Below are 24495 nucleotides of genomic sequence, written 5' to 3' on the forward strand. Positions count from 1 at the left end.
CACCTTTTCTGAAAATCGTCCTGATACAGACTCTTACTGATTACATCTAACGCCGGTTCGCCCAGGATTAACGCCTTCTTTATGGCAAAACAGGTATCAAAGACCGATGAAACAAAAAGCATTATGGATTAATCAGATAAAAGGGCTGTGCATCTGCCTGGTGGTGATTTACCACTCGGTGATCACCTTTTATCCTCATCTAAGCGGGCTACAGCATCCGCTTTCCGGTCTGCTCGCCAAATGCTGGGTCTATTTTAATCTCTACCTCGCACCGTTTCGCATGCCGGTGTTTTTCTTCATTTCGGGCTATTTGATTCGTCGCTACATTGATGACGTCGGCTGGCGGGTCAGCTTCGACAAACGGATCTGGAGCATCGTCTGGGTACTGGCGCTATGGGGCGTGTTGCAGTGGCAGGCGCTGAGCCATATCAACGCCTGGCTTGCGCCGGAGCGTGAACTAGCCACCTCTTCCAACGCCGCCTACGCCGGTTCGATAAGCGAATTTATTCGCGGCATGCTCACCGCCAGCACCAGCCTCTGGTATCTGTATGCGCTGATCGTCTATTTCACCCTCTGTAAATTGCTCAGCCGCTGGAAACTGCCGGTGCTCGCAGTCCTGGCAAGCGTGGTGATCAACTTCCTGCCGCTGCCCTGGTGGGGAATGAACAGCGTGGTGCGTAACATGATCTACTACAGTCTCGGTGCCTGGTACGGCGCGCAGCTGATGGAGTGGATGAAAGGGATGGTGATACGCCGCTACTGGCTGCCGATAGTGGCGTTCGGTGGGATCTCCGTGGTGCTGTGGTTTGCCAACGTTCCCCTGCTGCTGTCGCTTCTGTCCATTCTGCTGATTATGAAACTGTTTTACAGCATCGAGCAGCGTTACGCCGTCCACCCGAATAATCTGCTGAACGTCGTCGGCTCGAACACCATTGCGATCTACACCACGCATCGCATTTTGATCGAAGGTTTTAGCCTGTTCCTGATTGGCGAACTTAACGGCGGCAACTGGCCGGTCTGGGCGGAACTGACCCTGATTCTGGTCTATCCGTTCGTCAGCCTGCTGGTCTGTACGCTGTTCGGACTGGGCGCGCGAAAAGTCTCCAGCGCGCTGTTTGGCGACCTTTTCTTTGCCCCTCCCGCCCGTCTCGCGCCGATTGAGGCGACCCGATAATGCTTCCCCTCGCCCTCATTCGAGGGCGAATTCACCCTGTGTGCGGTTCCGGTTTGCTAATGTAAAACGATCAAGGATAATAAAGACATTGCGTATCAGTGATATGCCCCAATACTGTGTTTAGGGTATATATCCATAAGAGATTCTGACAAAGCCATGCCTGAACAATACCGTTATTCCCTGCCCGGCAAAGCGGGTGACCAGCGCCAGCTAGGCGAACTGACGGGCGCCGCCTGCGCCACGCTGGTCGCAGAGATCGCTGAGCGCCACGCGGGCCCGGTGGTGCTGGTTGCCCCCGATATGCAAAACGCGCTCCGTCTGCACGACGAGATCCGCCAGTTTACCGACAGCCTGGTGTTTAACCTGGCCGACTGGGAAACCCTGCCCTACGACAGTTTTTCCCCCCATCAGGAGATTATCTCCTCGCGCCTCTCCACCCTCTATCAGCTGCCGTCGATGCAGCGCGGGGTGTTGATCGTGCCGGTGAATACCCTGATGCAGCGCGTATGTCCGCACAGCTACCTACACGGCCACGCGCTGGTGATGAAAAAAGGCCAGCGCCTGTCGCGCGATGCCCTGCGTGCGCAGCTCGACAGCGCAGGCTATCGCCACGTCGATCAGGTGATGGAGCACGGCGAATACGCCACGCGCGGCGCACTGCTGGATCTCTACCCGATGGGCAGCGATCAGCCGTACCGTCTGGATTTCTTTGATGATGAAATCGACAGCCTGCGGGTATTCGACCCGGACACCCAACGCACGCTGGAAGAGGTCGAGGCGATCAATTTACTGCCTGCCCACGAATTCCCGACGGACAAAACCGCCATCGAACTGTTCCGCAGCCAGTGGCGCGATAAGTTCGATGTGAAGCGTGACGCCGAGCATATCTATCAGCAGGTGAGCAAAGGCACCCTGCCCGCAGGCATTGAATACTGGCAGCCGCTGTTCTTTAGCGAGCCGCTTCCGGCCCTGTTCAGCTATTTCCCGGCCAAAACCCTGATCGTCAATACCGGCGATCTCGACGCCAGCGCCACCCGCTTTGAGAGCGAAACCCGCGCCCGTTTTGAAAACCGTGGCGTCGACCCGATGCGCCCGCTGTTGCCGCCGGAGCAGCTGTGGTTACGCACCGACGAGCTGTTTTCAGAGCTGAAAAAATGGCCGCGCGTACAGCTCAAAACGGAGAGTCTGCCGGACAAAGCGGCGAACACTAACCTGGCGTTTAAGACGCTGCCGGACCTGTCCGTTCAGGCGCAGCAAAAATCGCCGCTGGATAATCTACGCAAGTTCCTCGAATCCTTTACCGGCCCGGTGATTTTCTCGGTCGAAAGTGAAGGCCGTCGCGAGGCGCTGGGTGAACTACTGGCGCGCATCAAAGTGTCGCCAAAACGGATCTTGCGTCTCGACGAAGCTGCCGATAACGGCCGCTATCTGATGATTGGCTCTGCCGAGCACGGTTTTATCGATACCCTGAATAATCGGGCGCTGATCTGCGAAAGCGATCTCCTTGGCGAGCGCGTGGCGCGTCGTCGACAGGACAACCGACGCACCATTAACCCGGACACACTGATTCGCAACCTGGCCGAGCTGCACGTCGGCCAGCCGATTGTGCATCTGGAGCACGGCGTGGGGCGCTACGCGGGAATGACCACCCTCGAAGCGGGCGGGATCACTGCCGAATATCTGATGATCACCTATCTCGGTGACGCAAAACTTTATGTTCCGGTCTCCTCCCTGCATCTGATCAGCCGCTACGCCGGTGGCGCGGAAGAGAGTGCTCCGCTGCATAAACTGGGCAGCGACGCCTGGACCCGCGCGCGGCAGAAAGCCGCCGAAAAAGTGCGTGATGTGGCGGCCGAGCTGCTGGATATTTACGCCCAGCGCGCAGCGAAATCCGGCTATGCCTTCAAACACGATAAAGATCAGTATCAGCTGTTCTGCGACAGCTTCCCGTTTGAAACCACGCCGGATCAGGCTCAGGCCATCAACGCTGTCTTAAGCGATATGTGTCAGCCGCTGGCGATGGACCGTCTGGTGTGCGGCGACGTCGGCTTCGGCAAAACCGAAGTGGCGATGCGCGCGACCTTCCTCGCCGTCGAAAACAACAAACAGGTTGCTGTGCTGGTGCCCACCACGCTGCTGGCGCAACAGCACTACGACAACTTCCGCGACCGCTTTGCCAACTGGCCGGTGCGCATTGAGATGCTGTCGCGTTTTCGCAGCGCCAAAGAGCAGACGCAGATTCTGGAGCAGGCCAGCGAAGGTAAAATCGACATTCTTATCGGCACCCACAAGCTGCTGCAAAGCGACGTGAAGTGGAAAGATTTGGGCCTGCTGATTGTGGATGAAGAGCACCGCTTCGGCGTGCGTCACAAAGAGCGCATCAAAGCGATGCGCGCGGATGTCGATATCCTGACCCTCACCGCGACCCCGATCCCGCGTACGCTGAATATGGCGATGAGCGGGATGCGCGATCTGTCGATCATTGCCACTCCACCGGCCCGTCGTCTGGCGGTGAAAACTTTTGTCCGCGAGTACGACAGCCTGGTGGTGCGCGAGGCGATCCTGCGTGAAGTCCTGCGCGGCGGCCAGGTGTACTACCTCTATAACGACGTGGAAAATATCCAGAAAGCGGCGGATAAGCTGGCGGAACTGGTGCCAGAGGCGCGCATTGCCATCGGCCACGGCCAGATGCGCGAGCGCGAGCTGGAACGGGTGATGAACGATTTCCATCACCAGCGTTTTAACGTGCTGGTCTGTACCACCATTATTGAAACCGGGATCGACATTCCGACGGCGAATACCATCATTATCGAACGGGCCGATCACTTTGGCCTGGCACAGCTTCACCAGCTGCGCGGACGTGTCGGGCGTTCTCACCATCAGGCCTACGCCTGGCTGCTGACGCCGCACCCGAAAGCGATGACCACCGACGCGCAAAAGCGTCTGGAAGCCATCGCTTCGCTGGAAGATCTGGGTGCAGGTTTTGCACTGGCGACCCACGATCTGGAGATCCGCGGCGCAGGCGAGCTGCTCGGCGAAGACCAGAGCGGATCGATGGAAACCATCGGCTTCTCGCTTTACATGGAGCTGCTGGAAAACGCCGTCGATGCGCTGAAAGAGGGACGCGAACCATCGCTGGAAGATCTCACCAGCCAGCAAACGGAAGTCGAACTGCGGATGCCATCCCTGCTGCCGGACGATTTTATCCCGGACGTCAACACGCGGCTGTCATTCTACAAACGCATCGCCAGTGCTAAAAATGATGCGGAGCTTGAGGAGATCAAAGTCGAGCTGATCGACCGCTTTGGCCTGCTGCCGGATGCAGCGCGCAACCTGCTGGATATCGCGCGTCTGCGCCAGCTGGCTCAGAAACTGGGCATTCGCAAGCTGGAAGGCAATGATAAAGGCGGTGTGATTGAGTTTGCCGAGAAGAACCACGTCGACCCGATGTGGCTCATCGGCCTGCTGCAGAAGCAACCGCAACACTTCCGCCTTGATGGCCCGACGCGTCTGAAGTTCATGCAAGAACTGAGCGACCGCAAAACGCGGATGGAATGGGTCCGTAACTTTATGCGCCAGCTCGAAGAGAACGCGGCGGCATAACCTCGTGGCCGGGCGGCGATATCACCGCCCGGCCATTAATTTACAAACTCTTTGCACTTCTCCTGATTTCCCGACACGCCCCCTGGTCATAATCATCAATTAACTTTTGAATAACAATAACCTTAGTATTTCCATGGAATTGAGTGATGATGACTCTGCGTTTTACTCGCTGGATAACCCTGATTGCCCTCGCGGCGACCGTCGCCCTCGCCCTGCCCGCGCGTGCGAATACCTGGCCGCTGCCCCTTGCCGGAAGTCGTCTGGTGGGCGAAAACCGTTTTCACGTCGTAGAAAATGACGGCGGTTCGCTGGAGGCGATAGCCAAAAAATATAACGTCGGTTTTCTGGCGTTATTGCAGGCTAACCCGGGCGTTGATCCCTACGTGCCACGCCCTGGCAGCGTGCTGACTATCCCGTTGCAAACCCTGTTACCTGACGCGCCGCGCGAAGGTTTGGTGATTAACCTCGCCGAACTGCGCCTCTACTATTACCCGCCGGGTAAAAATGAGGTGACGGTCTACCCTATCGGAATTGGTCAGTTGGGCGGCGACACCTTAACGCCAACCATGGTGACCACCGTTTCGGATAAACGCGCCAACCCAACCTGGACGCCGACGGCCAATATCCGCGCGCGCTATAAAGCCCAGGGCATTGATCTGCCCGCTGTGGTTCCGGCAGGTCCGGATAACCCAATGGGCCATCACGCGATTCGCCTTGCGGCCTACGGCGGCGTCTATTTGCTGCATGGAACCAACGCGGACTTTGGCATCGGCATGCGCGTCAGCTCAGGCTGCATTCGCCTGCGCGACGGCGATATCGAGACGCTGTTCCGCGTGATTACTCCAGGCACGAAGGTCAATATCATCAATACGCCGATAAAAGTGTCGGAAGAGCCGGGCGGAAAACGTCTGGTGGAGGTCCATCAGCCGCTGTCGAAAAACATTGGCGACGATCCGCAAACGCTGCCGATTGTCCTGAACGCAGCGATGCAAAACTTCAAAGCGCGCGCGGACAGCGCGGTGATGGAAAAAGCGATGGACGTGCGCTCAGGTATGCCGGTGGATGTGACGCCGCATCACGACGTGGCTCAGCAAGCGCTTTAAAGCACAAGAGACAAAAAAGGCCCTGCGAAATCGCAGGGCCTTTTTTTTAGCAGTGGCTTTATGAGGGTTAAGCCAGGCTTATTTGTAGATAACCGCAGTACCGTGCAGGGTGTTCGGACCGGTCACAGAGGTGATGCGGAAAGATTTCGCGCCCATGGCGTCGGCTTTCTGCGCTAACTGGTCTTCCAGTGAGCTCAGGTTAGTCCCTGCGTTGGCAGAGATGGTGCCCACTTTCTGCTGGTCAGCAGGGGTGGATTGCACTTCGACAGCCGCGAAGCTGGCAAATGACAGAGAACTCAGTACAGCAGCAGCGATGAGGGTATTGATGGTTTTCATGATAATTAGCCTTTAACAGATGAATTTGGAAGGTCGTTAGTTATTTACTTAACGATCGATAGGTAAATGATAGATGTGATCCAGGTCACACGTCAACATAATTTTATAACGACCGTTAAATTAATTTTAAACCTCTTATTTTTCATAACCATATGATTAATTTATTTTTGTGAAATGAGTGCTGGTCGGCGCGGGCTATTATTTTTATAATGATCATTCAACAAACCAACACAGGTACAACGGCACATGACAACCGACGTCACGAGTTGCGCAAAAAAAAGCCGTGGCCGACCGAAAGTGTTCGACAGGGATGCGGCGCTCGATAAGGCCATGACACTCTTCTGGCAGCATGGGTATGAAGCCACCTCGCTCTCCGACCTGGTCGAAGCGACAGGTGCGAAAGCCCCCACGCTGTATGCAGAATTCACCAACAAAGAAGGCCTGTTCCGCGCAGTGCTGGATCGCTATATCGCGCGCTTTGCGGCCAAACATGAAGCTCAGCTGTTCTGCGAAGAGAAAACCGTTGAACAGGCTTTGCAGGATTATTTCGCGGCTATCTCCGCCTGCTTTACCAGCAAAGACACGCCTGCGGGCTGCTTTATGATTAACACCTCCGCCACGCTTGCCGCCGCATCGAAAGACATTGCGAATACCGTGAAATCGCGCCACGCCATGCAGGAAGAGACCCTAGGCGCGTTTTTAAGCCAACGCCAAAAGCGGGGTGAAATTCCGGCGCACTGCGATACCGTCGAACTGACGCAATTTTTAAGCTGCGTCCTGCAGGGGATGTCCATCAGCGCGCGTGAAGGCGCAAGCCTTGAAAAGCTGCAAAGCATTTCTCGCACCACGCTGCGCCTGTGGCCTGAACTGCTGAAACTCTGATTATCAGGGCGGGCAACCGCCCTTTTCTTTTTCCTTCCCCTTTTCCCCTCTCGTTTTCATGTTCTCACCTGTAAACCCTCTTATTTCAGCGGGTTGATAATGAGACTCTTTATCGGCAAAATTCGCGTTTACATTTGTTTCACAATGTTTCCATTGTGTGATTTGACCTGCCGATAACAAAGAGCAAAAGCTCAACAAGGAATGATGATGAAAAAGAGCCTCTGGGTGCTCAACCCTGTCCTGCTGGCCATCGCGATGCCGCTGTATGCAGAACAAAAGAACGAAGAAAATCTGGTTGTCAGCGCCAATCGCAGCCACCGCACCGTCGCCGAAATGGCGCAGACCACGTGGATCATTGAAGGTCAGGAGATTGAACAGCAGGTTCAGGGCGGGAAGGAGTTTAAAGATATTCTCGGCCAGCTGATCCCGGGGATGGACGTCAGCAGCCAGGGGCGCACCAACTATGGCATGAACATGCGCGGTCGTGCGATCGTCGTGCTGATTGACGGCGTACGGCTGAACTCCTCGCGTACCGACAGCCGCCAGCTCGATTCCATTGATCCGTTCAATATCGAACATATCGAAGTCATCTCCGGCTCGACGTCACTCTACGGCGGCGGGAGTACCGGCGGGCTGATCAATATCGTCACCAAAAAAGGTCAGCCGGAGACCCAGGTTGATCTGGAACTGGGCGGAAAAAGCGGCTTTAACAACAGTGACGATCGCGACGAGCGCGTGGCGGCGGCCGTCAGCGGCGGCAATGATAACGCCTCGGGCCGTCTGTCTGTGGCGTATCAGCGCTTCGGCGGCTGGTACGATGGCAATGGCGATGCGCTGACCTTCGACAACACCCAGACGGGTTTGCAGCACTCCGATCGTCTGGATGTGATGGGAACCGGCACCATTGAAATTGACGAGACCCGTCAGCTGCAGCTGGTGACCCAGTATTACAAAAGCCAGGGCGACGACGATTACGGGCTTTATCTGGACAAGAACATGAGCGCCGTGACCGGGAACGGCACGGCCCGCACGTCCAAAGGCTTTAGCTCAGATCGTATTCCTGGCACCGAGCGTCATCTCGTCAGCCTGCAATATTCCGATACGGATTTCTGGGGCCAGGAGCTGGTCGGGCAGATCTATTATCGCGACGAATCCCTGCGTTTTTACCCGTTCCCGACGGTGGCCAAAGGTGACATTACCAGTTTCTCCGCCTCCGAGCAGAACACGGATCAGTACGGCGCGAAGCTGACCTTAAACAGCACTCCGCTCGACGGCTGGCAGCTCACCTGGGGTATTGATGCCGACCATGAAACCTTCGATTCCAACCAGAAGTTCTTCGACCTCGCCGATTCCGTCCCTTCCGGCGGGATGAATAATCAGTCGGCCTACAGCACGGGGCGCTATCCGGGCTACAGCATCACCAATTTCGCTCCGTTCCTGCAAAACAGCTATGACATCAACGAGGTGTTTACCCTCAGCGGCGGCGTGCGCTATCAGTGGACGGAAAACCGCGTCGATGATTTCATCGGCTATACCCAGCAGCAGACCATTGCCAAAGGCGGCGCACGCTCTGCGGATGCTATTCCGGGCGGGAAAACGGATTACGATAATTTCCTGTTTAACGCCGGGATCCTGGCGCACCTGACCGAACGTCAGCAGGTCTGGTTTAACTTCTCTCAGGGCGTGGAACTGCCTGACCCGGGAAAATATTACGGTAACGGTAGCTATAGCAAACCTGATGCCCAGGGCCATCTGGCGCTGCTGAAAAGCGTTAACCCGAACGATGCGAAGCTTGAAGGGATTAAGGTCGATTCCTACGAGCTGGGCTGGCGTTTTACGGGCGATCAGCTGCGCACACAGATTGCGGCCTATTACTCCTTGTCGGATAAATCCATTGATATCAACCGCGCCGACATGACTATCGACGTGAATCCGCAGAAGCGGCGCATCTACGGTGTGGAAGGCGCAGTGGATTACTTCATTCCTGAGAGCGACTGGAGCCTCGGCGGGAATGTTAACGTCCTGAAGTCAGAGATTAAAACCCACGGTTCCTGGGAAAAATGGGATGTGACTCAGGCGTCGCCATCCAAAGCGACGGCCTACGTCGGCTGGGCACCGGAGCCGTGGGCGCTGCGCCTGCAAACGCAGCAAGCCTTTGATCTGAGCGATGCGGCGGGCAATAAGCTGAACGGTTATAACACCGTTGATTTCATCGGCAGCTACCAGCTTCCGCTCGGTAAACTGTCGTTTAGCGTCGAAAACCTGCTGGATAAAGAGTACACCACCGTCTGGGGACAGCGCGCTCCGCTGCTCTACAGCCCCACCTACGGGAATGCGGCGCTGTACGAGTATAAAGGCCGTGGACGCACCTTCGGTCTGAACTACGCCCTGACCTTCTGACGGGCAAAAAAAAGGCTCCTCAGCCTGAGCGTTTGAGGAGCCAAATTAATAATACCGCTTTTTTTACACCTTGTTATTCAGAACCAGCTGACCGTTACTGTCGAGTGGGATCTGCGTGCCAGGATCTTTATCCATGCGGATTTTCCCCTGCTGATCGCCAATCTTATAGGTCACATCGTAGCCGAGCATTTTTTCTGATTTGTCGTACACCGTTTTACAACGCTGCTGCGTCGTGGTGTAGGTGTCGTTGTCTTGCATCGCGCCCTGAACCTGGTGACCGGCATAGCCGCCACCCAGTGCGCCGACGACGGTCGCGACATCTTTCCCGCGTCCCCCACCGAACTGATGACCAATCACACCACCCGCAACCGCACCCAGCACTGAGCCTGCGATACGGTTTTCATCCTGTACCGGACGACGGTGAGTTACCGCCACGTTGCGGCACTCCTGACGAGGGGTTTTCACCGACTCGGTAATCGGGGTGGCAGAAACAACCTGAGCATACTGCGGGCCGCGTTCGAACACGTTCAGACTGGCCACTGCTGCCACGCCCAGCGCTGCAGCCACGCCAATCCCTATACCCGCCAACATAGATTTATTCACGGGGCTTCCTCCTTTGTTGCTATTGGTAACAATTTTGCAATCGAAGAGTGAGTTCGCCAATCGGAATAACGCTCAAAAAGAGAGAGGTAAAATGAAAAGGGACGCGTTTCAGAGAACTCTTAAGCACTCTGACGAAGATTGTCAGCAGGAAATGCTAAAAAGTCCCTCCGGGAGCCGGAGGGACTGAAAGATTAGTGCAGCTTGAGGCGAGGACGGATCACGCGGTTGATACTGCCTACCAGCATCATCAGCCCGGTCTTGAAGTAACCGTGCAGCGCCACCTGGTGCATACGGTACAGCGAGATGTAAACGAAGCGCGCGATACGCCCTTCAACCATCATCGAGCCGCGCATCAGGTTACCCATCAGACTGCCCACGGTGGAGAAGTTAGACAGGGAGACCAGCGAGCCATGGTCTTTATAGACGTAGGACTTCATCGCTTTGCCTTTGGTCTGCGCCAGAATGTTGTGCAGCGCCAGGCTTGCCATCTGGTGCGCGGCCTGCGCGCGAGGAGGCACGAATCCACCCTCAGGACGTGCGCAGGAGGCGCAGTCGCCGATGGCGAAAATGTCCGGATCGCGTGTGGTCTGAAGCGTCGGCTCTACCACCAACTGGTTGATACGGTTGGTTTCCAGCCCGCCAATCTCTTTCATGAAATCAGGTGCTTTAATACCCGCCGCCCAGACCATCAGATCGGCCTGAATATACTCGCCGTCTTTGGTGTGCAGGCCGCCGGTATCGGCGCTGGTGACCATGGTTTGCGTCAGAACGCGCACGCCCATTTTGGTCAGCTCGTTGTGCGCCGCGCCGGAAATACGCGGTGGCAGCGCAGGCAGAATGCGTTCACCCGCTTCGACCAGCGTCACGTTCAGCGCGTCGTTGGTCAGCCCTTTGTAACCGTAGCTGTGCAGCTGTTTCACCGCATTGTGCAGTTCCGCTGACAGCTCAACGCCCGTCGCCCCGCCGCCGACAATCGCGATGTTTACTTTGCCGCTCGCACCGAGGTTGTTGGAGTATTTCAGGAACAGGTTCAGCATTTCCTGATGGAAACGACGTGCCTGATGCGGGTTATCCAGGAAGATGCAGTTCTCTTTCACGTCTGGCGTGTTGAAGTCGTTCGAGGTGCTTCCCAGCGCCATCACCAGCGTGTCGTACGGCAGCTTGCGCTCAGGCACCAGCAGCTCGCCTTTCTCGTCACGCAGCTCGGCCAGGGTGATGGTTTTGCTTTCGCGGTTGATATCCATCACGGAGCCCAGCTGGAACTGGAAATCGTGATTACGCGCATGCGCCAGATAGCTCAGGGCATCAACACCTTCGTCCAGTGAACCGGTGGCCACTTCATGCAGCAACGGTTTCCACAGATGGCTGTGGTTACGATCGACCAGCGTAATTTTGGCTTTTTTGCCACGGCCCAGCTTTTTGCCGAGTTGCGTAGCCAGCTCCAGCCCACCTGCGCCGCCGCCTACAATTACTATCTTTTTCAATGGCGTAGTCAATGTGACCCCCTCAAATTATTAACCAATTGTTAATTAAAAGTTATGAGAATAACCCTTAATTAACAACAGGTTACAGCACTGAAACCATTCAGGTGCATTGAGAATAACACGCCAGGCGCATTGGTCATACCAAAATTGATATGAATCAAGTTTTGATGATTTAAATTTGTACAATTGTAGCAAAAGAGAAAGCCCGGCTCGCTTGCGCGGCCGGGCCTGGAGTCGATCAGAGGGGTTTAGCCCAGGGTCTTGAAAGCTTTGATGCGCTGAAGGTGCGGGGAGATATTTTTGAATTTGTGGGTCTGCTCTTCGTCCCAGACAATTTCATAATAGTGGTGCAGCAGCTCCGCCGCGCGGTGATTATCCAGCGCCTCGTCGTTGCGGGAGAGGATCGCCATGCAGCGGTCGCGGTTCTTCTCGCGGAAGTTACTGACGCATTTGGTGGCGATATCCACGTACTCTTCCGGGCGGTCGATCTTGCCTTCCATGTTCTCGTTAGGGAACAAATTCGGATTGAACACTACCTGGCGAATATCGCAGAGAAAGCCGATCCGCTCTGCCCAGTAGCCGCCGAGGCCCACACCGCAAATCAGCGGGCGATCGTCGACGTTGAGCTGCAGCATTTTGTCCACTTCTTTGAGCAGATGCGCCATATCGTGTTTCGGGTGGCGCGTGCTGTAGCTAATCAGCCGCACGTCCGGGTCGATGAACTGCAGTTGCAGCACTTTCTCATGATTACCAGGACTGTTCGAATCAAAACCGTGCAAATAAATGATCATTGTTTCCTCACCACACGACGCCTTCCAGGAGGGGTTTATTGACCTGCTTTGTGTGCCTGCCAGCGCTCATTGAGTGCTTCAAGCTCAGCGTTCACCGTCTTCCAGCGAGCCGAGTTCATCAGCTCCTGACGGCTAAATGAACCTTTATGATACAATTGTGTAACACGTTCAGCATTGATCGGCGACAGGTTATCTAACACGCTAACCGCCCCTTTACGATTATTGCAGACCAGGATCATATCGCAACCCGCATCCAGAGACGCCTGACCGCGCTCGGCATAGCTGCCCATAATCGCAGCGCCTTCCATCGACAGATCGTCGGAGAAAATTACGCCGTTAAAGCCCAGCTCCTGACGTAACACGGTTTTCAGCCAGTGCGCAGAGCCGCTGGCCGGACGCGGATCGACGTCGCTGTAAATCACATGCGCGGGCATGATGGCGTCGAGTTTGTTGTCAGTAATGAGCGAACGGAAAACGGACATATCGTTGGCGCGGATTTCCGCCTCAGGCCGCGGATCGCGCGGCGTCTCTTTGTGGGAATCCGCCGTCACAGCGCCGTGCCCCGGGAAGTGTTTCCCGGTGGTTTTCATACCGGCGTCGTGCATTCCGTCGATAAAACGTGTTGCCATCGCCAGGGCGATCTGCGGATCTTCATGGTAAGAACGCTCGCCAATCGCCGCGCTGATGTGCCCGACATCCAGCACCGGCGCAAAGCTGATATCAATATCCATGGCGATCATTTCGCTCGCCATCAGCCAGCCTGCATCCTGCGCCAGCTTGCCGCCCTGCTCCGTTCCCAGCAGTGCAGCAAAAGATTGCGCCGCCGGCAGACGGGTAAAGCCCTCGCGAAAACGCTGAACGCGTCCGCCTTCCTGATCGACCGCCACCACCAGATGGTTACGGGACGCCGCACGGATCTGACGCACCAGCTCGCGCAGCTGCGCGGGATCGTGATAGTTGCGGGTAAACAGAATGAGCCCACCCACCAGCGGATGCGCCAGAATATCGCGCTCTTCCGCATCCAGTTCATACCCTTCGACATCCAACATTACTGGACCCACACGAACCTCTCTTATCCTTTAGTTTGTAACTGACGCCAGACGTCATCTGCCAGCGCGATAAATTGTTTGTCAGCCGATTGCTGAAAGCGTAATTCGAACCACCCGGCCATCATCATCAGTACCCAGGGCCGCCAGCGCTGCACCTGCTTTTTCAGGTGATGCGCATCAATGTTCGCCGTTTTGGCGTAGACATCGATAAACTCCTGGCGGGCGTTTTCCGTCGGCATCCATATGGAAGCCAGCTCAAGCCCTACGTCGCCATCACCGACATATTCCCAGTCGATCAGCCGCTCGCCTGCTGGCGTATGTACAATGTTTCCGGCATGAACGTCCATATGCAGCGGCACCAGCCGCAGGGGCTGCGGTTCGCCGCGCTGACGCAGACGTTTTAGCGTAGCCAGCCAGAACGGCGTGCGTCTGGCGGGATCGGCCCCTTGCCAGTAAGCATCGAGCAACGGTAACAGGTTAATTCGCCAGCCCAGACGGGATTGCCGATGCAGATAATACAGCATGCCTGCGAGGGTTTGGGTATCCGGAAGCTCGCTTTTGATCTCGCCCACAAGATACTCCACTGCCATCCAGTCGCGATGAAAGCAGTGCGGCTTTGGCACCAGATCGGCAGGCAGACGGCGCAAGGCGTGGTACTGACGGCGAAAACAGAACGCGGGCCCGCTCGCATCGTGGCGCAGACGTAACACCAGACGGCGCTCGCCCTGTTCAATAATGCAACTCGCGCCGCTAAACCCGGCGTGGGTTTGCGGCGCGACAAGGCGATACTGAGGGAAGTAGCGCGAAACGATCGTTTCGCGCGTGACGTTATTGTTGTGTAACGGCACCTTTACCTGACCAGATAATCTCACCCGTTTGAACCAGCATCAGCTGCATTTGCAGGGCTGGCGTATTGACGTTGCCGGTGGCGTTGGAATAGAGCACATACTGCGCGCCAACGTTACGGGCGATACCAATCGCTTTGCTGCGCGAGCCCAGACTGTCCTGCGGTGAAAGGCCCAGTTGCTGCTTCGCAACCGACAGTTGCTGCACGGAGACCAGCGTAAACTTGCCGTTATTCGCCAGCGCATTGCGCAGGGTTTCGGTGGCTTCACCGGCATTCAGCGAACCGTTGGTGCGGTTGTTCACGCTGTCCACCAGCAGCACGCTGCCTGCGGTAACACCCTGTGCCTGCAGCATTTTGCCAACCATCGGCTGCATCGCGCCGTTCCAGTCATAGTGGCGAACGCGTGGCGCAGGCTGCGAGGTTTGATCCGGATGTTCAATCGGCCCTGGCTGTTCAGGAATGGTTGGCACGGACGGCACCGTTGGAACCGGCTCCGTCGGGGTCACTGGTTGTTCAGTGCCCGGTTTGGCCTCATCAACGGGCGCAGGTTGCTGTTCTGTACGGGTGATACATCCCGACAGGAAGAGCGCAAAAGCGGTAACGAGCGCGTAACGGCCCAAATTCTTAATCAAGGTTCACCCCTTACAAATAAAGATAAAGTCTGACCTTATGCGCACCCAGATAATTAGCGCTGCCATAAAGCGTGACCGACGAATTCGCCGGAATAACGACGCTGCGCGGCGCTTCAAGTGGATGCATCTCGAGGCCTCTTACGTCATACCAGTAAAACCGATAGTGGACGGTGACAGGCTCATGTCGTTCGTTATAGAGCGTAGAGGACGCCGACGGCTGAATTTCACTGACCGTCAGCGACGGTGCTTCTGCGGTGATGCCCGCAGCCAGTACCGACGACTCCATCACCAGCGTCTGTTCGTCGCTGACCGGGATCGCGGGACGCGAGCTACAGCCCGCCATTACCATCGCCAGGAGCAGAACAGCGATACGCCCTCTTTGCATGTTAAAGACCTTTATGCGCCAGCATCGGACCCAGCGGACGACCGCCCAGCAGATGCATGTGAATATGATAAACTTCCTGCCCACCATGACGATTGCAGTTCATGATCAGACGGTATCCGTCTTCGGCAATCCCTTCCTGCTCAGCAATTTTCGCTGCTACCGTCAGCATACGGCCTAATGCCACTTCATGCTCAGTTTTCACGTCATTAACGGTCGGAATCAGAATATTGGGGATAATAAGGATGTGTGTCGGAGCCTGAGGCGAAATGTCGCGGAAAGCAGTGACCAGTTCATCCTGATACACGATATCCGACGGGATTTCACGGCGGATAATTTTACTGAAAATGGTTTCTTCAGCCATGACGTTTTCCTTTTTGATTTAATCTGGCGTGGCGTGACCGGCAAAGGCAGACATACGGCAATTGCCCGTGACACAACACAAGAGTATGAGCGAGTTTCTCCTGTCCTTTCAACCTTATCCCGTTATTTCTTTCTTTAACGTCCAATGGATGGTCGCTGATTGACCATTCACCCCCCGGAATGAACTGAAACATAATTTCAGTGGCAATGGTTACATCTGTTTACACGGTTAAATCAAATGCGTATATTTCGCATTTGCATTTTCATGCGCATTTCCAACATAGAAATGACCTCCGACCGTTATCGGGACTGGGGCAAAAAATTACCATTCACTCAGAAAGGGTTTGATAATGTCTTTCATTAATCACACCAGGGATGGGCAACGTCAGTCTGTCGCAACACCTTCGTTGCTGGCAGCCTGTATTGCTATGGCATTGATGCCGACCGCAAGTTTCGCTGAAACGAATCCAGAAGATACCGTTGTCGTTGACGGGGCTGATAACGCGCAAGACCAGAATAGCGCGCAGGATAAGGATTACAGCGTCAAAACCACCACGACCGGCACCAAATTACTGCTGGTTCCGCGTGATATTCCCCAGTCGGTCAGCGTAATGAGCCAGCAGCGTATGCAGGATCAGGAGCTGAACACCATTGGCGCGGTGCTGGATAACACCGTCGGTGTGAGTGCGTCACGCATCGATACCAGCCGTACCAACTTCTATTCTCGCGGTTTCTTCATAAGCAACTTTGCCTATGAAGATATGCCCACTTTCCTCGATAACCGCTGGAATTTTGGTGATACCGCAGGCGACACGGCCATTTTCGACAAAATCGAAGTGGTGCGCGGCGCAGCCGGCCTGATGAGCGGAACGGGTAACCCCTCTGCCTACGTCAACATGGTGCGTAAACACGCCGACAGCAAAGAGTTCAAAGGCAACGTCTCCGCCACCTACGGCAGCTGGGACAAACAGCGTTACGTGATGGATCTGCAGGCGCCGCTGACGGAATCCGGCAATGTGCGCGGGCGCGTCATCGCCGGTTACGAAGACCGCGACTCCTGGGTTGAACGTAACCACTACCGTAAGAAATTTGTCTCCGGGATCCTCGACGCAGACATTACGGACTCCACCACCCTCTCCCTGGGCTATGACTACCAGGAGAGCGAAGAGGACAGCCCGACCTGGGGCGGTTTCCCGTCCATGTTCAGCGATGGCAGCAAAACCAATTTCCGTCGCGGCTTTAACACGGCGGCCGACTGGACCTACTCCAATAACGACTCTACCAAGGTCTTCGCTAACCTGACGCAGCGCTTTGATAACGGCTGGGAAGCCAAAGTTAACGCCATGCATGCGGAAACCAATTTTGACAGCAAACTGATGTACATCGACGGTTATCCGGATAAAACAACCGGCCTGTACGATGCCTCCAGCTGGTACGGCGCCTGGGGCGGCTGGAACCGGGGCGAACGTAAACAGGACTCTGTGGATGCGTTCGTGCGCGGCGGCTATGAGCTGCTGGGCCGTCAGCACGAAGTCATGTTTGGCGGCAGCTACAGCCGTCAGCGCAATAACTATGACAACTCCTATCCGGTTAACGATAACTATGGCCTGATGGATGTCGGCAGCATTTACGATTACAACGGCAAACTGGCTGATCCGAACTGGTCCGGCTTCTCGCTCTATCAGCGTGACGTCATCCGCCAGAAATCAGTCTATGGCGCCACCCGCCTGTCACTGGCCGATCCGCTGCACCTTATCCTCGGCGCGCGTTACACCGAGTGGAGCGCGAAGTACAACCTGGAGCGTCAACCGGACGAAATCCGCAACGCGAAGTTCGATGACGTCACGCCATACGCGGGCCTGATCTATGACATCGACGATACCTGGTCGGTCTACGGGAGCTATACCTCTATCTTCCAGCCAACGGGCCAGCGCGATATCAACAGCAAATTTATCGATCCGACCACCGGCAAGAGCTATGAAGCCGGTGTGAAAGGCGACTGGTTCAACACCCGTTTGACCGCGACGGTTGCTGTCTTCCGTATCGAGCAGGACAACGTGGCCGTTAACACCGGGACAACGATCCCAGGCTCCGGCGGCCAGTCGGCGTATAAATCTGTAGATGGTACTGTCAGTAAAGGTATCGAATTCGAACTGAACGGCGCGTTAACCGATAACTGGCAGCTGACCTTCGGTGGAAGCCGTTACATTGCAGATGATGAGAATGGCGCCGCAGTAAACCCAGGCCAGCCGCGTACATCACTGAAACTGTTTACGCGCTACCAGTTGCCAATGCTGCCTGAGCTGACCGTGGGCGGTGGCGCTCGCTGGCAGAACAAAACCTGGCAGGATATCGATAACGGCCCGAACGGCGTGAAGCAGATTACTCAGGATGGCTATACCGTGGTCGATCTCTTTACCCGCTATCAGGTCACCAAAAACTTCTCGGTTCAGGGCAACCTGAACAACGTGTTTGACGAAGAGTATTACGATTACCTGGGCACCTACGGTGTCTATGGCGCACCGCGTAACTTCTCTGTGAGCGGAAGCTACAGTTTCTAAGTTCGCCGTGATTTAGCCGTGAATACGAAGGGAGCCGAAAGGCTCCCTTTTTTTATTGGGATAAACGTTGGGTGGTGCTTACGCTTACCCGATCTACACATTCCTTCGACCGGTAAACGCAACGCCAGCTGGCCAATAAAAAAGGCAGCCATTCGGCTGCCTTAGTCTCCCCAGGTCACAACTTAGTTGCTGCGGATGTATTCATCCATTTCGGTTTTCAGGTTATCGGATTTAGTCCCGAAGATTGCCTGTACACCCGAACCTGCAACAACAACGCCCGCTGCGCCCAGTTTTTTCAGACCCTGCTGGTCAACTTTAGCCACGTCAGCAACGCTCACACGCAGACGAGTGATACACGCGTCCAGGTTAGTGATGTTTTCTTTGCCGCCGAATGCTGCAATCAGAGCAGGAGCCATTTCGCTGGTAGAGGTCGCTTTCGCATCGTCAGTAGAATCTTCACGACCTGGCGTTTTCAGGTCCAGTGCTTTGATCAGCACGCGGAAGATGGTGTAGTACGCCACTGCGTAGCACGCACCAACGATTGGGAACAGCCACAGTTTGCTGCTGTTACCGGACAGAACGATGAAGTCGATCAGACCGTGCGAGAAGGATGTACCGTCACGCATACCCAGCAGGATACAGATTGGGAATGCCAGGCCTGCCAGAATCGCGTGGATAACGTACAGGATCGGCGCAACGAACATGAAGGAGAACTCGATCGGCTCGGTGATACCGGTCAGGAACGAGGTCAGCGCTGCGGAGATCATGATACCGCCCACTTTTGCACGGTTCTCTGGTTTAGCAGAGTGCCAGATAGCAATCGCAGCAGCCGGCAGACCGTACATTTTGAACAGGAAGCCGCCAGACAGTTTGCCTGCAGTTGGGTCACCTGCCATGTAACGTGGGATATCACCGTGGAATACCTGACCTGCGGCGTTGGTGTATTCACCAATCTGCATCTGGAATGGAACGTTCCAGATGTGGTGCAGACCAAATGGTACCAGGCAGCGCTCAACGAAACCGTAGATACCGAACGCGACAACCGGGTTCTGGTAGGCAGCCCACTGAGAGAAGGTCTGGATAGCCGTACCAATCGGAGGCCAGATGAAGGACAGCACAACGCCCATGAAGATCGCAGCCAGACCAGAGATGATCGGTACGAAGCGCTTGCCCGCGAAGAAGCCCAGATACTCAGGCAGCTTGATGCGATAGAAGCGGTTAAACATGTAGGCTGCAATAGCACCGGAGATGATACCGCCGAGAACACCGGTATCCGCCAGGTGTTTCGCTGCGATCTCTTCAGCAGGTAAATGCAGAACCAGTGGCGCAACCACAGCCATGGTTTTCACCATGATGCCGTAAGCAACAACCGCAGCCAGAGCAGATACACCATCGTTATTGGTGAAGCCCAGAGCGACACCGATAGCGAAGATCAGCGGCATGTTAGCAAAAACAGAACCGCCTGCTTCGGCCATCACGTGTGAAACTACGGCTGGCAGCCAGCTGAAGTTTGCAGAACCGACGCCCAGCAGGATACCTGCGATAGGCAGTACGGATACTGGCAGCATCAGCGATTTACCGACCTTTTGCAGGTTAGCAAATGCATTCTTAAACATAATTGAGAGTGCTCCTGAGTATTTGTGCTTTTTTTACGCTTTCACGCATGGGCACGGGGGGAGAACCGCGCCGTGGACAGGACATCTAAGCGCCCTTTATTTATTACACAGAGTAAAATAAATCCCTGTGACTTTGTTTGACGGCTATCACGTTTCAGCCTCAGACGATCGAAAAACTTTCAGTAATTTACAAAAAGCATTTCCAGATATGTCTAAAAACACCGTCACCGCCCTAAATAAGGCGGTGAACTTTACTCGCTTTGTTTATTAATTACGAGCCTAAAAATAACAGGTGTTTCAAACAGATTGCAGGCGGGCGGGGGCGATGTGGAACAAATTAGCGAAGTTTTCCGTGGTGGCACGTGCCAACGCTTCGAGGCTGACGCCCTTCAGGACGGCCATGTACTCGGCCACATCTCTCGTCATGGCTGGCTGGTTCTCTTTACCGCGATGCGGCACCGGTGCCAGATAAGGAGAATCTGTTTCCACCAGAATGCGGTCGAGAGGCACATAACGCGCGGCATCACGCAGTTGTTCAGCATTACGGAACGTCACGATTCCGGAAAACGAGATATAAAACCCTAAATCAAGCAGCTTGCCCGCTGTTTCTCTGTCTTCTGTGAAACAGTGTAGTACGCCACCGCAATCCGTCACCTTTTCTTCCTGCAGGATCGCCAGCGTATCGGCGCGCGCATCGCGGGTATGGACGATAACCGGCTTGTTCAGCTCGCGTCCGATGCGGATGTGGTTGCGAAAGGACGCCTGCTGGCGGGATTTCGTTTCCGGCGTGTAAAAATAGTCCAGCCCGGTTTCGCCCATCGCGACCACGCCCTCTTCCGCTGCCATACGGCGCAGATCCTCAACGTTATACTCTTCATCCTGATTGAGCGGATGCACGCCGCAGGAAAAGGCCACGTTATCGCGCTCACCCACCAAATCGCGCATTGCGCGGTATCCCGGTAAAGTGGTGGCGACCGCCAGACAGAATTTCACATCGCGGGCGGCAGCTTTCGCCAGTACGTCGTCCACGTCTTTATGCAGTGATTGATAATCCAGGCCATCGAGATGGCAGTGTGAGTCGACTAAAAACATGATGTCTCTCTCAGAGATGGGAAGCAGGCAGCTGTGTGCCTGGTTGCAGGTAATGTTCCGTACGCAGTAACAAGTCCGTGAGTAACAGCTCGCGATTCACGCCGGTTACGGTTAAGAGTTGTTCGCGGCACACGCTGACGTCGTGGAAGATCGCACGCAGTATGGCCCCCGACAGCTGATTCGCCAGCGTATTGACCAGCGGCCAGACGTCGGTATTGCTCAGAAGCTGTGCGCCTTGCTGTAATTTGAGGGCGTCCAGTAGCAGGGATGCCAGCCAGTGCAGCCGCGCGGGCGCGTGTTCGTGGTTCAGCGCGCTTAACAGACTTAGCCAGTCCCGGCTCTCCAGCGTGCCGCTCAGGGCATCGCAAAGCTGTACTCGCTGTGCCCAGGTCTCTCTTTGCAGCAGTTCGAGGGCGGCGGCAGGTGCGCCACTGCTCAGACGCAGCGCGGTTAACGCTGCATCTTGTGACGCCGTCACTTCCCGTTCAAGCCAGCTTAACGCCCATGATTCCTGGGGTGCGGCGAGGTGATGAAGTCGGCAACGGCTGCGCAATGTGGCCAGTAATCGGCCCGGCTCACGGCAGGACATGAAGAACCAGGTGTTCACCGGTGGTTCTTCCAGCGTTTTGAGCAGCGCATTCGCGGCAGCTTCCGTCAGCAGCGCCGCATCCTTCAGCCAAACCACTTTCGCCCCGCCGAGACGGGCGTGCTCATACAGCTTTTCGCTGACTTCACGCACCGCATCGATCCCGAGTGAGCTTTTGCCCTTCTCCGGTTCCAGCGTGTAGTAGTCCGGGTGCGTCCCTGCCTGCATCAGCTGGCAGCCGCGGCATTTGCCACAGCTTTTACTGCCTTCCGGCTGCTGACACATCAGAAAACGCGTAATCGCATAAATCAGGGCGTCATCACCCATGCCGGGTAACGACTGAATCAGTAACGCATGATGCCCCCGACCGGACTGATAGCTGCTAATCAGCTGATCAAAGTGCGGACGCAGCCATGGGTACCATTTCATGCCTGCTGCTCCTGTACCCACGCAGTGACCGTTTCGCGAATCGAACGGGTGACATCCTCAAGGGATTGGGTCGCATCAATGGTACGAATCGAGCTGTCCTGCGCGGCCAGTTCGAGATAGCGTGCACGGGTGCGGTTAAAGAAATCCAGCGACTCTTGCTCAATACGATCCAGCTCACCGCGCGCGCGGGCGCGTTTCAGGCCCACGGCTGGGGTGACGTCCAGATACAACGTCAGATTGGGGCGGAAATCGCCCAGCACGGCATCGCGCAGCGTTGCAAGCATGGCCTGATCGATACCGCGTCCACCGCCCTGATAGGCCTGGGTCGAGAGATCGTGACGGTCACCAATTACCCAGCGCCCTTCTGCCAGCGCCGGTTTGATCACCGTTTCGACCAGCTGCACGCGGGCGGCGTAAAACATCAGCACTTCGGCTTTATCGCAAATCACTTCGTCCCCGACGGATTTGATGTCCAGCACCAGGCTTCTCAGCTTCTCGGCAAGCACAGTCCCGCCCGGCTCGCGGGTGAAAACCATCTCCCCTATGCCCAGCTCTTTCAGTGTGTCGACCACCACGTTACGTGCAGTGGTTTTCCCGGCGCCTTCCAGCCCCTCTATGACGATGTAATTACTGCGCATTTTTTTCCTTAAGTGCCTTCAGATAGTCCTGAACAGAGCGATTATGGCTGGCAAGGTTGGTGTTAAAGGTATGCCCCCCTTTTCCGTCAGCCACAAAATAGAGATACGGTGTGTGTGCCGGATGTGCGGCGGCATCAAGTGATGCCTGGCTCGGCGTCGCGATTGGGCCTGGCGGCAAACCGCTAATCACGTAGGTATTATACGCCGTTGGCGTTTCCAGATCCTTACGGCTTATCTTCCCGGCGTAGTTCTCACCCATTCCGTAAATCACCGTCGGGTCCGTTTGCAGCCGCATGCCGATACGCAGACGATTGATAAAGACCGACGCCACCTGATCGCGCTCGCTGGCGACGGCCGTCTCTTTTTCGACAATCGAGGCCATGGTGACAAACTGGTTTTGATCTTTATACGGCAGACCCTCCGCGCGCCCTTCCCACGCTTTCTCAACGGCGGTAACCATTTTTTTGTGTGCGCGCTTGAGAATGGCGACGTCGGTAGTGCCTGCGGTATACATCCAGGTATCAGGCCAGAACCAGCCTTCCACCCACTCGGGATGTTCGAGCTTCAGCACCTCGGCGACGGTCGCGTACTGGTCATCTTTTAGCGTATGACTGATGTAGGGCGCGTCGCGCAGCTGTTTGAGGTAGTCGCTCAGGCGCATGCCTTCGACGAATCGCAGCGGGAATTGCGCCTCTTTGCCGCTTTCCAGCAGTTCAAGCATTTCACGCACCGTCATGCCCGGCGTAAAGCGGTAGGTCCCGGCTTTAAAATGCGAAAGCTCCGGCTCAAGACGCAGCAGCCACTGGAATACCCGTGGGCGGTTAATGATTTTATCGCCGTAAAGCTGATCACCCAGCGCCAGGCGCCCGGTACCCGCTTTCAGCGTGAATATGGTCTCTTCTTTAATCAGAATGTGACTGTTCGCCATCTGACGAACTTTCCAGACTCCCACGCCGCCAGCGATAGCCATTACGACGATAAGGAGGAGGACAAAGCGCAACATTTTTTTCATGACTATCTTGTTTGCTCACACAGTGGGGCTAAAAACGAGTACAACTCACGCGACGACCATTGCTTTTGAGCATAAGCTCGAACCGGCACGACGGGCATTAACGCATTGCAGATGACCACCTCATCGGCATCCCGCAGTGCCTCTTCGCCTGCGTGAACTTCGACAACGCGAAAACCGGAGTGTGCCAGATGCTGCAAACAAAACTGTCGCATGATGCCATTCACACCGGCCTGATCCATCTTTGGCGTGAATACGTCATTACCCTGTCGCCACAGTAAATTGGCCGCACAGCATTCCGTAATGAGACCTTCGCTGTCAAGAACCAGCGCCTCATCGGCGTCTGACTGTTCAAGATGAGCGCGGATCAGCACCTGCTCAAGTCGGTTGAGATGTTTTATCCCTGCAAGCGAGGGGTTACGGCCCAGACGAACCGGGCTGAGCGCCAGGCTGATGCCGTCGCGGCGCCATACGTCATAGTGCGCGGGATAAGCTGAAACAGAGAGGATTCGAGTGGGGTTCAGGCAACTTGCCCCGCTATAGCCGCGTCCTCCCGCCCCCCGGCTGATAATCACTTTTAGCACGCCGCGAGGGTTGCCTTTAGCCAGGTCGATCATTTCACGCTGAAGCTCTGCCCAGTGAGTAAACGGGATCAGCAACTTTTCGCAGGCCATTTGCAGACGCTGAAGATGTGCGGCGAGCAGACAGACCTCGCCTTCAGCAATGCGTGCCGTAGTGAAGCAGCCGTCGCCAAACTGGGTCGCCCTGTCGCTGGCGGGAAGATAATCCTGCTGCTGGCCATTGATTAAGAACATGGAGGCTCCTTTTTCGTGACCCGATAGTTTGGCAGGATGAATAATGCAGGACAAGGGAAGAAAACCGAATAAAAAAGGCCCGACAAGCGGACCTTTTCAT

Annotated in this window: 21 protein-coding genes; 6 read left to right on the plus strand and 15 right to left on the minus strand. The window is 55.6% G+C overall.

Going from position 1 to position 24495, the window contains the following annotated elements; all coding sequences use genetic code 11:
• Positions 1-106 precede the first annotated feature (106 nt).
• The 3 genes from OVA10_RS15940 (at position 107) to ldtC (ending at position 5880) form a co-directional block, all read left to right on the plus strand.
• Entirely contained in the window at positions 107-1174 is a 1068-nt protein-coding gene (locus OVA10_RS15940) for an acyltransferase family protein (RefSeq protein ID WP_268196335.1), read from the plus strand.
• Positions 1175-1330: 156 nt separating this feature from the next.
• Complete coding sequence (gene mfd, locus OVA10_RS15945; protein ID WP_268196336.1) at positions 1331-4777, plus strand: transcription-repair coupling factor; 3447 nt, start codon at positions 1331-1333, stop codon at positions 4775-4777.
• A gap of 143 nt (positions 4778-4920) precedes the next feature.
• A complete protein-coding gene (gene ldtC, locus OVA10_RS15950) occupies positions 4921-5880 on the plus strand; it encodes a L,D-transpeptidase LdtC (RefSeq protein ID WP_248859964.1) in 960 nt (319 codons plus the stop codon).
• Between the two features lie 78 nt (positions 5881-5958).
• On the opposite strand, the gene bhsA is transcribed toward ldtC, so the two are convergent.
• Complete coding sequence (bhsA, locus tag OVA10_RS15955) at positions 5959-6216, minus strand: multiple stress resistance protein BhsA (protein WP_100780566.1); 258 nt, start codon at positions 6214-6216, stop codon at positions 5959-5961.
• Positions 6217-6462: 246 nt separating this feature from the next.
• Here bhsA and comR point away from each other — a divergent pair, with 246 nt between their 5' ends.
• A complete protein-coding gene (gene comR, locus OVA10_RS15960) occupies positions 6463-7098 on the plus strand; it encodes a TetR family copper-responsive transcriptional repressor ComR (protein ID WP_100780567.1) in 636 nt (211 codons plus the stop codon).
• 207 nt (positions 7099-7305) lie between these two features.
• The gene (locus tag OVA10_RS15965; protein ID WP_268196337.1) at positions 7306-9498 is read left to right on the plus strand and encodes a TonB-dependent siderophore receptor; all 2193 of its coding nucleotides are present in this window, start codon (positions 7306-7308) and stop codon (positions 9496-9498) included.
• 63 nt (positions 9499-9561) lie between these two features.
• On the opposite strand, the gene OVA10_RS15970 is transcribed toward OVA10_RS15965, so the two are convergent.
• From OVA10_RS15970 to hinT, 8 genes are all read right to left on the minus strand, one after another.
• Positions 9562-10101, minus strand: a complete 540-nt coding sequence (locus OVA10_RS15970) for a glycine zipper 2TM domain-containing protein (RefSeq protein ID WP_100780569.1) — start codon at positions 10099-10101, stop codon at positions 9562-9564.
• Between the two features lie 191 nt (positions 10102-10292).
• Positions 10293-11597 carry an NAD(P)/FAD-dependent oxidoreductase gene (locus OVA10_RS15975; protein WP_268196338.1) on the minus strand — a complete coding sequence of 435 codons (1305 nt, stop codon included), beginning with the start codon at positions 11595-11597 and terminating at the stop codon, positions 10293-10295.
• A 236-nt stretch (positions 11598-11833) separates the two neighbouring features.
• Positions 11834-12376 (minus strand): alpha/beta hydrolase YcfP, encoded by a 543-nt coding sequence (gene ycfP / locus OVA10_RS15980; RefSeq protein ID WP_100780571.1) that lies wholly within the window; start codon positions 12374-12376, stop codon positions 11834-11836.
• Between the two features lie 35 nt (positions 12377-12411).
• Positions 12412-13437, minus strand: a complete 1026-nt coding sequence (gene nagZ / locus OVA10_RS15985; protein ID WP_268196339.1) for a beta-N-acetylhexosaminidase — start codon at positions 13435-13437, stop codon at positions 12412-12414.
• Between the two features lie 11 nt (positions 13438-13448).
• Positions 13449-14273, minus strand: a complete 825-nt coding sequence (thiK, locus tag OVA10_RS15990) for a thiamine kinase (protein WP_268196340.1) — start codon at positions 14271-14273, stop codon at positions 13449-13451.
• Positions 14254-14904, minus strand: coding sequence for a penicillin-binding protein activator LpoB (gene lpoB, locus OVA10_RS15995; RefSeq protein ID WP_100780574.1), 651 nt, complete (start codon positions 14902-14904; stop codon positions 14254-14256). Before lpoB ends, thiK begins: the two co-directional genes overlap by 20 nt.
• A gap of 10 nt (positions 14905-14914) precedes the next feature.
• The gene (locus tag OVA10_RS16000; RefSeq protein ID WP_100780575.1) at positions 14915-15289 is read right to left on the minus strand and encodes a YcfL family protein; all 375 of its coding nucleotides are present in this window, start codon (positions 15287-15289) and stop codon (positions 14915-14917) included.
• Position 15290: 1 nt separating this feature from the next.
• Positions 15291-15650: a purine nucleoside phosphoramidase gene (gene hinT / locus OVA10_RS16005; protein ID WP_006809243.1), complete on the minus strand. Its 360-nt coding sequence runs from the start codon at positions 15648-15650 to the stop codon at positions 15291-15293.
• A gap of 349 nt (positions 15651-15999) precedes the next feature.
• Here hinT and fhuE point away from each other — a divergent pair, with 349 nt between their 5' ends.
• Positions 16000-18210, plus strand: a complete 2211-nt coding sequence (gene fhuE, locus OVA10_RS16010) for a ferric-rhodotorulic acid/ferric-coprogen receptor FhuE (RefSeq protein WP_268196342.1) — start codon at positions 16000-16002, stop codon at positions 18208-18210.
• A 182-nt stretch (positions 18211-18392) separates the two neighbouring features.
• Here the strand turns inward: fhuE and ptsG are convergent, their stop codons facing one another.
• The 6 genes from ptsG to pabC all read right to left on the minus strand — a co-directional run bounded on the left by ptsG (position 18393) and on the right by pabC (position 24395).
• Positions 18393-19826, minus strand: a complete 1434-nt coding sequence (gene ptsG / locus OVA10_RS16015) for a PTS glucose transporter subunit IIBC (protein ID WP_100780577.1) — start codon at positions 19824-19826, stop codon at positions 18393-18395.
• Between the two features lie 297 nt (positions 19827-20123).
• Positions 20124-20918 (minus strand): metal-dependent hydrolase, encoded by a 795-nt coding sequence (locus OVA10_RS16020; protein ID WP_123429098.1) that lies wholly within the window; start codon positions 20916-20918, stop codon positions 20124-20126.
• A gap of 10 nt (positions 20919-20928) precedes the next feature.
• Positions 20929-21933 (minus strand): DNA polymerase III subunit delta', encoded by a 1005-nt coding sequence (holB, locus tag OVA10_RS16025; protein ID WP_268196343.1) that lies wholly within the window; start codon positions 21931-21933, stop codon positions 20929-20931.
• The gene (gene tmk / locus OVA10_RS16030; protein WP_100780580.1) at positions 21930-22571 is read right to left on the minus strand and encodes a dTMP kinase; all 642 of its coding nucleotides are present in this window, start codon (positions 22569-22571) and stop codon (positions 21930-21932) included. The genes holB and tmk overlap by 4 nt, the downstream gene beginning before the upstream one ends.
• The gene (yceG, locus tag OVA10_RS16035; protein ID WP_268196344.1) at positions 22561-23583 is read right to left on the minus strand and encodes a cell division protein YceG; all 1023 of its coding nucleotides are present in this window, start codon (positions 23581-23583) and stop codon (positions 22561-22563) included. Before yceG ends, tmk begins: the two co-directional genes overlap by 11 nt.
• Positions 23584-23585: 2 nt before the next feature.
• Positions 23586-24395, minus strand: a complete 810-nt coding sequence (gene pabC / locus OVA10_RS16040) for an aminodeoxychorismate lyase (protein WP_268196345.1) — start codon at positions 24393-24395, stop codon at positions 23586-23588.
• Positions 24396-24495 lie beyond the last annotated feature (100 nt).

The sequence above is a fragment of the Lelliottia sp. SL45 genome, assembly GCF_026672535.1.
GTDB lineage: Bacteria > Pseudomonadota > Gammaproteobacteria > Enterobacterales > Enterobacteriaceae > Enterobacter > Enterobacter nimipressuralis.

What these genes read in the sequence shown, in the direction of transcription:
- holB (WP_268196343.1), bottom strand. Translation starts at nt 21,933, where the DNA reads ATGAAATGGTACCCATGGCTGCGTCCGCACTTTGATCAGCTGATTAGC.
- yceG (WP_268196344.1), bottom strand. Translation starts at nt 23,583, where the DNA reads ATGAAAAAAATGTTGCGCTTTGTCCTCCTCCTTATCGTCGTAATGGCT.
- OVA10_RS16020 (WP_123429098.1), bottom strand. Translation starts at nt 20,918, where the DNA reads ATGTTTTTAGTCGACTCACACTGCCATCTCGATGGCCTGGATTATCAA.
- bhsA (WP_100780566.1), bottom strand. Translation starts at nt 6,216, where the DNA reads ATGAAAACCATCAATACCCTCATCGCTGCTGCTGTACTGAGTTCTCTG.
- fhuE (WP_268196342.1), top strand. Translation starts at nt 16,000, where the DNA reads ATGTCTTTCATTAATCACACCAGGGATGGGCAACGTCAGTCTGTCGCA.
- OVA10_RS15940 (WP_268196335.1), top strand. Translation starts at nt 107, where the DNA reads ATGAAACAAAAAGCATTATGGATTAATCAGATAAAAGGGCTGTGCATC.
- OVA10_RS16000 (WP_100780575.1), bottom strand. Translation starts at nt 15,289, where the DNA reads ATGCAAAGAGGGCGTATCGCTGTTCTGCTCCTGGCGATGGTAATGGCG.
- ptsG (WP_100780577.1), bottom strand. Translation starts at nt 19,826, where the DNA reads ATGTTTAAGAATGCATTTGCTAACCTGCAAAAGGTCGGTAAATCGCTG.
- mfd (WP_268196336.1), top strand. Translation starts at nt 1,331, where the DNA reads ATGCCTGAACAATACCGTTATTCCCTGCCCGGCAAAGCGGGTGACCAG.
- comR (WP_100780567.1), top strand. Translation starts at nt 6,463, where the DNA reads ATGACAACCGACGTCACGAGTTGCGCAAAAAAAAGCCGTGGCCGACCG.
- ycfP (WP_100780571.1), bottom strand. Translation starts at nt 12,376, where the DNA reads ATGATCATTTATTTGCACGGTTTTGATTCGAACAGTCCTGGTAATCAT.
- tmk (WP_100780580.1), bottom strand. Translation starts at nt 22,571, where the DNA reads ATGCGCAGTAATTACATCGTCATAGAGGGGCTGGAAGGCGCCGGGAAA.
- OVA10_RS15965 (WP_268196337.1), top strand. Translation starts at nt 7,306, where the DNA reads ATGAAAAAGAGCCTCTGGGTGCTCAACCCTGTCCTGCTGGCCATCGCG.
- hinT (WP_006809243.1), bottom strand. Translation starts at nt 15,650, where the DNA reads ATGGCTGAAGAAACCATTTTCAGTAAAATTATCCGCCGTGAAATCCCG.
- pabC (WP_268196345.1), bottom strand. Translation starts at nt 24,395, where the DNA reads ATGTTCTTAATCAATGGCCAGCAGCAGGATTATCTTCCCGCCAGCGAC.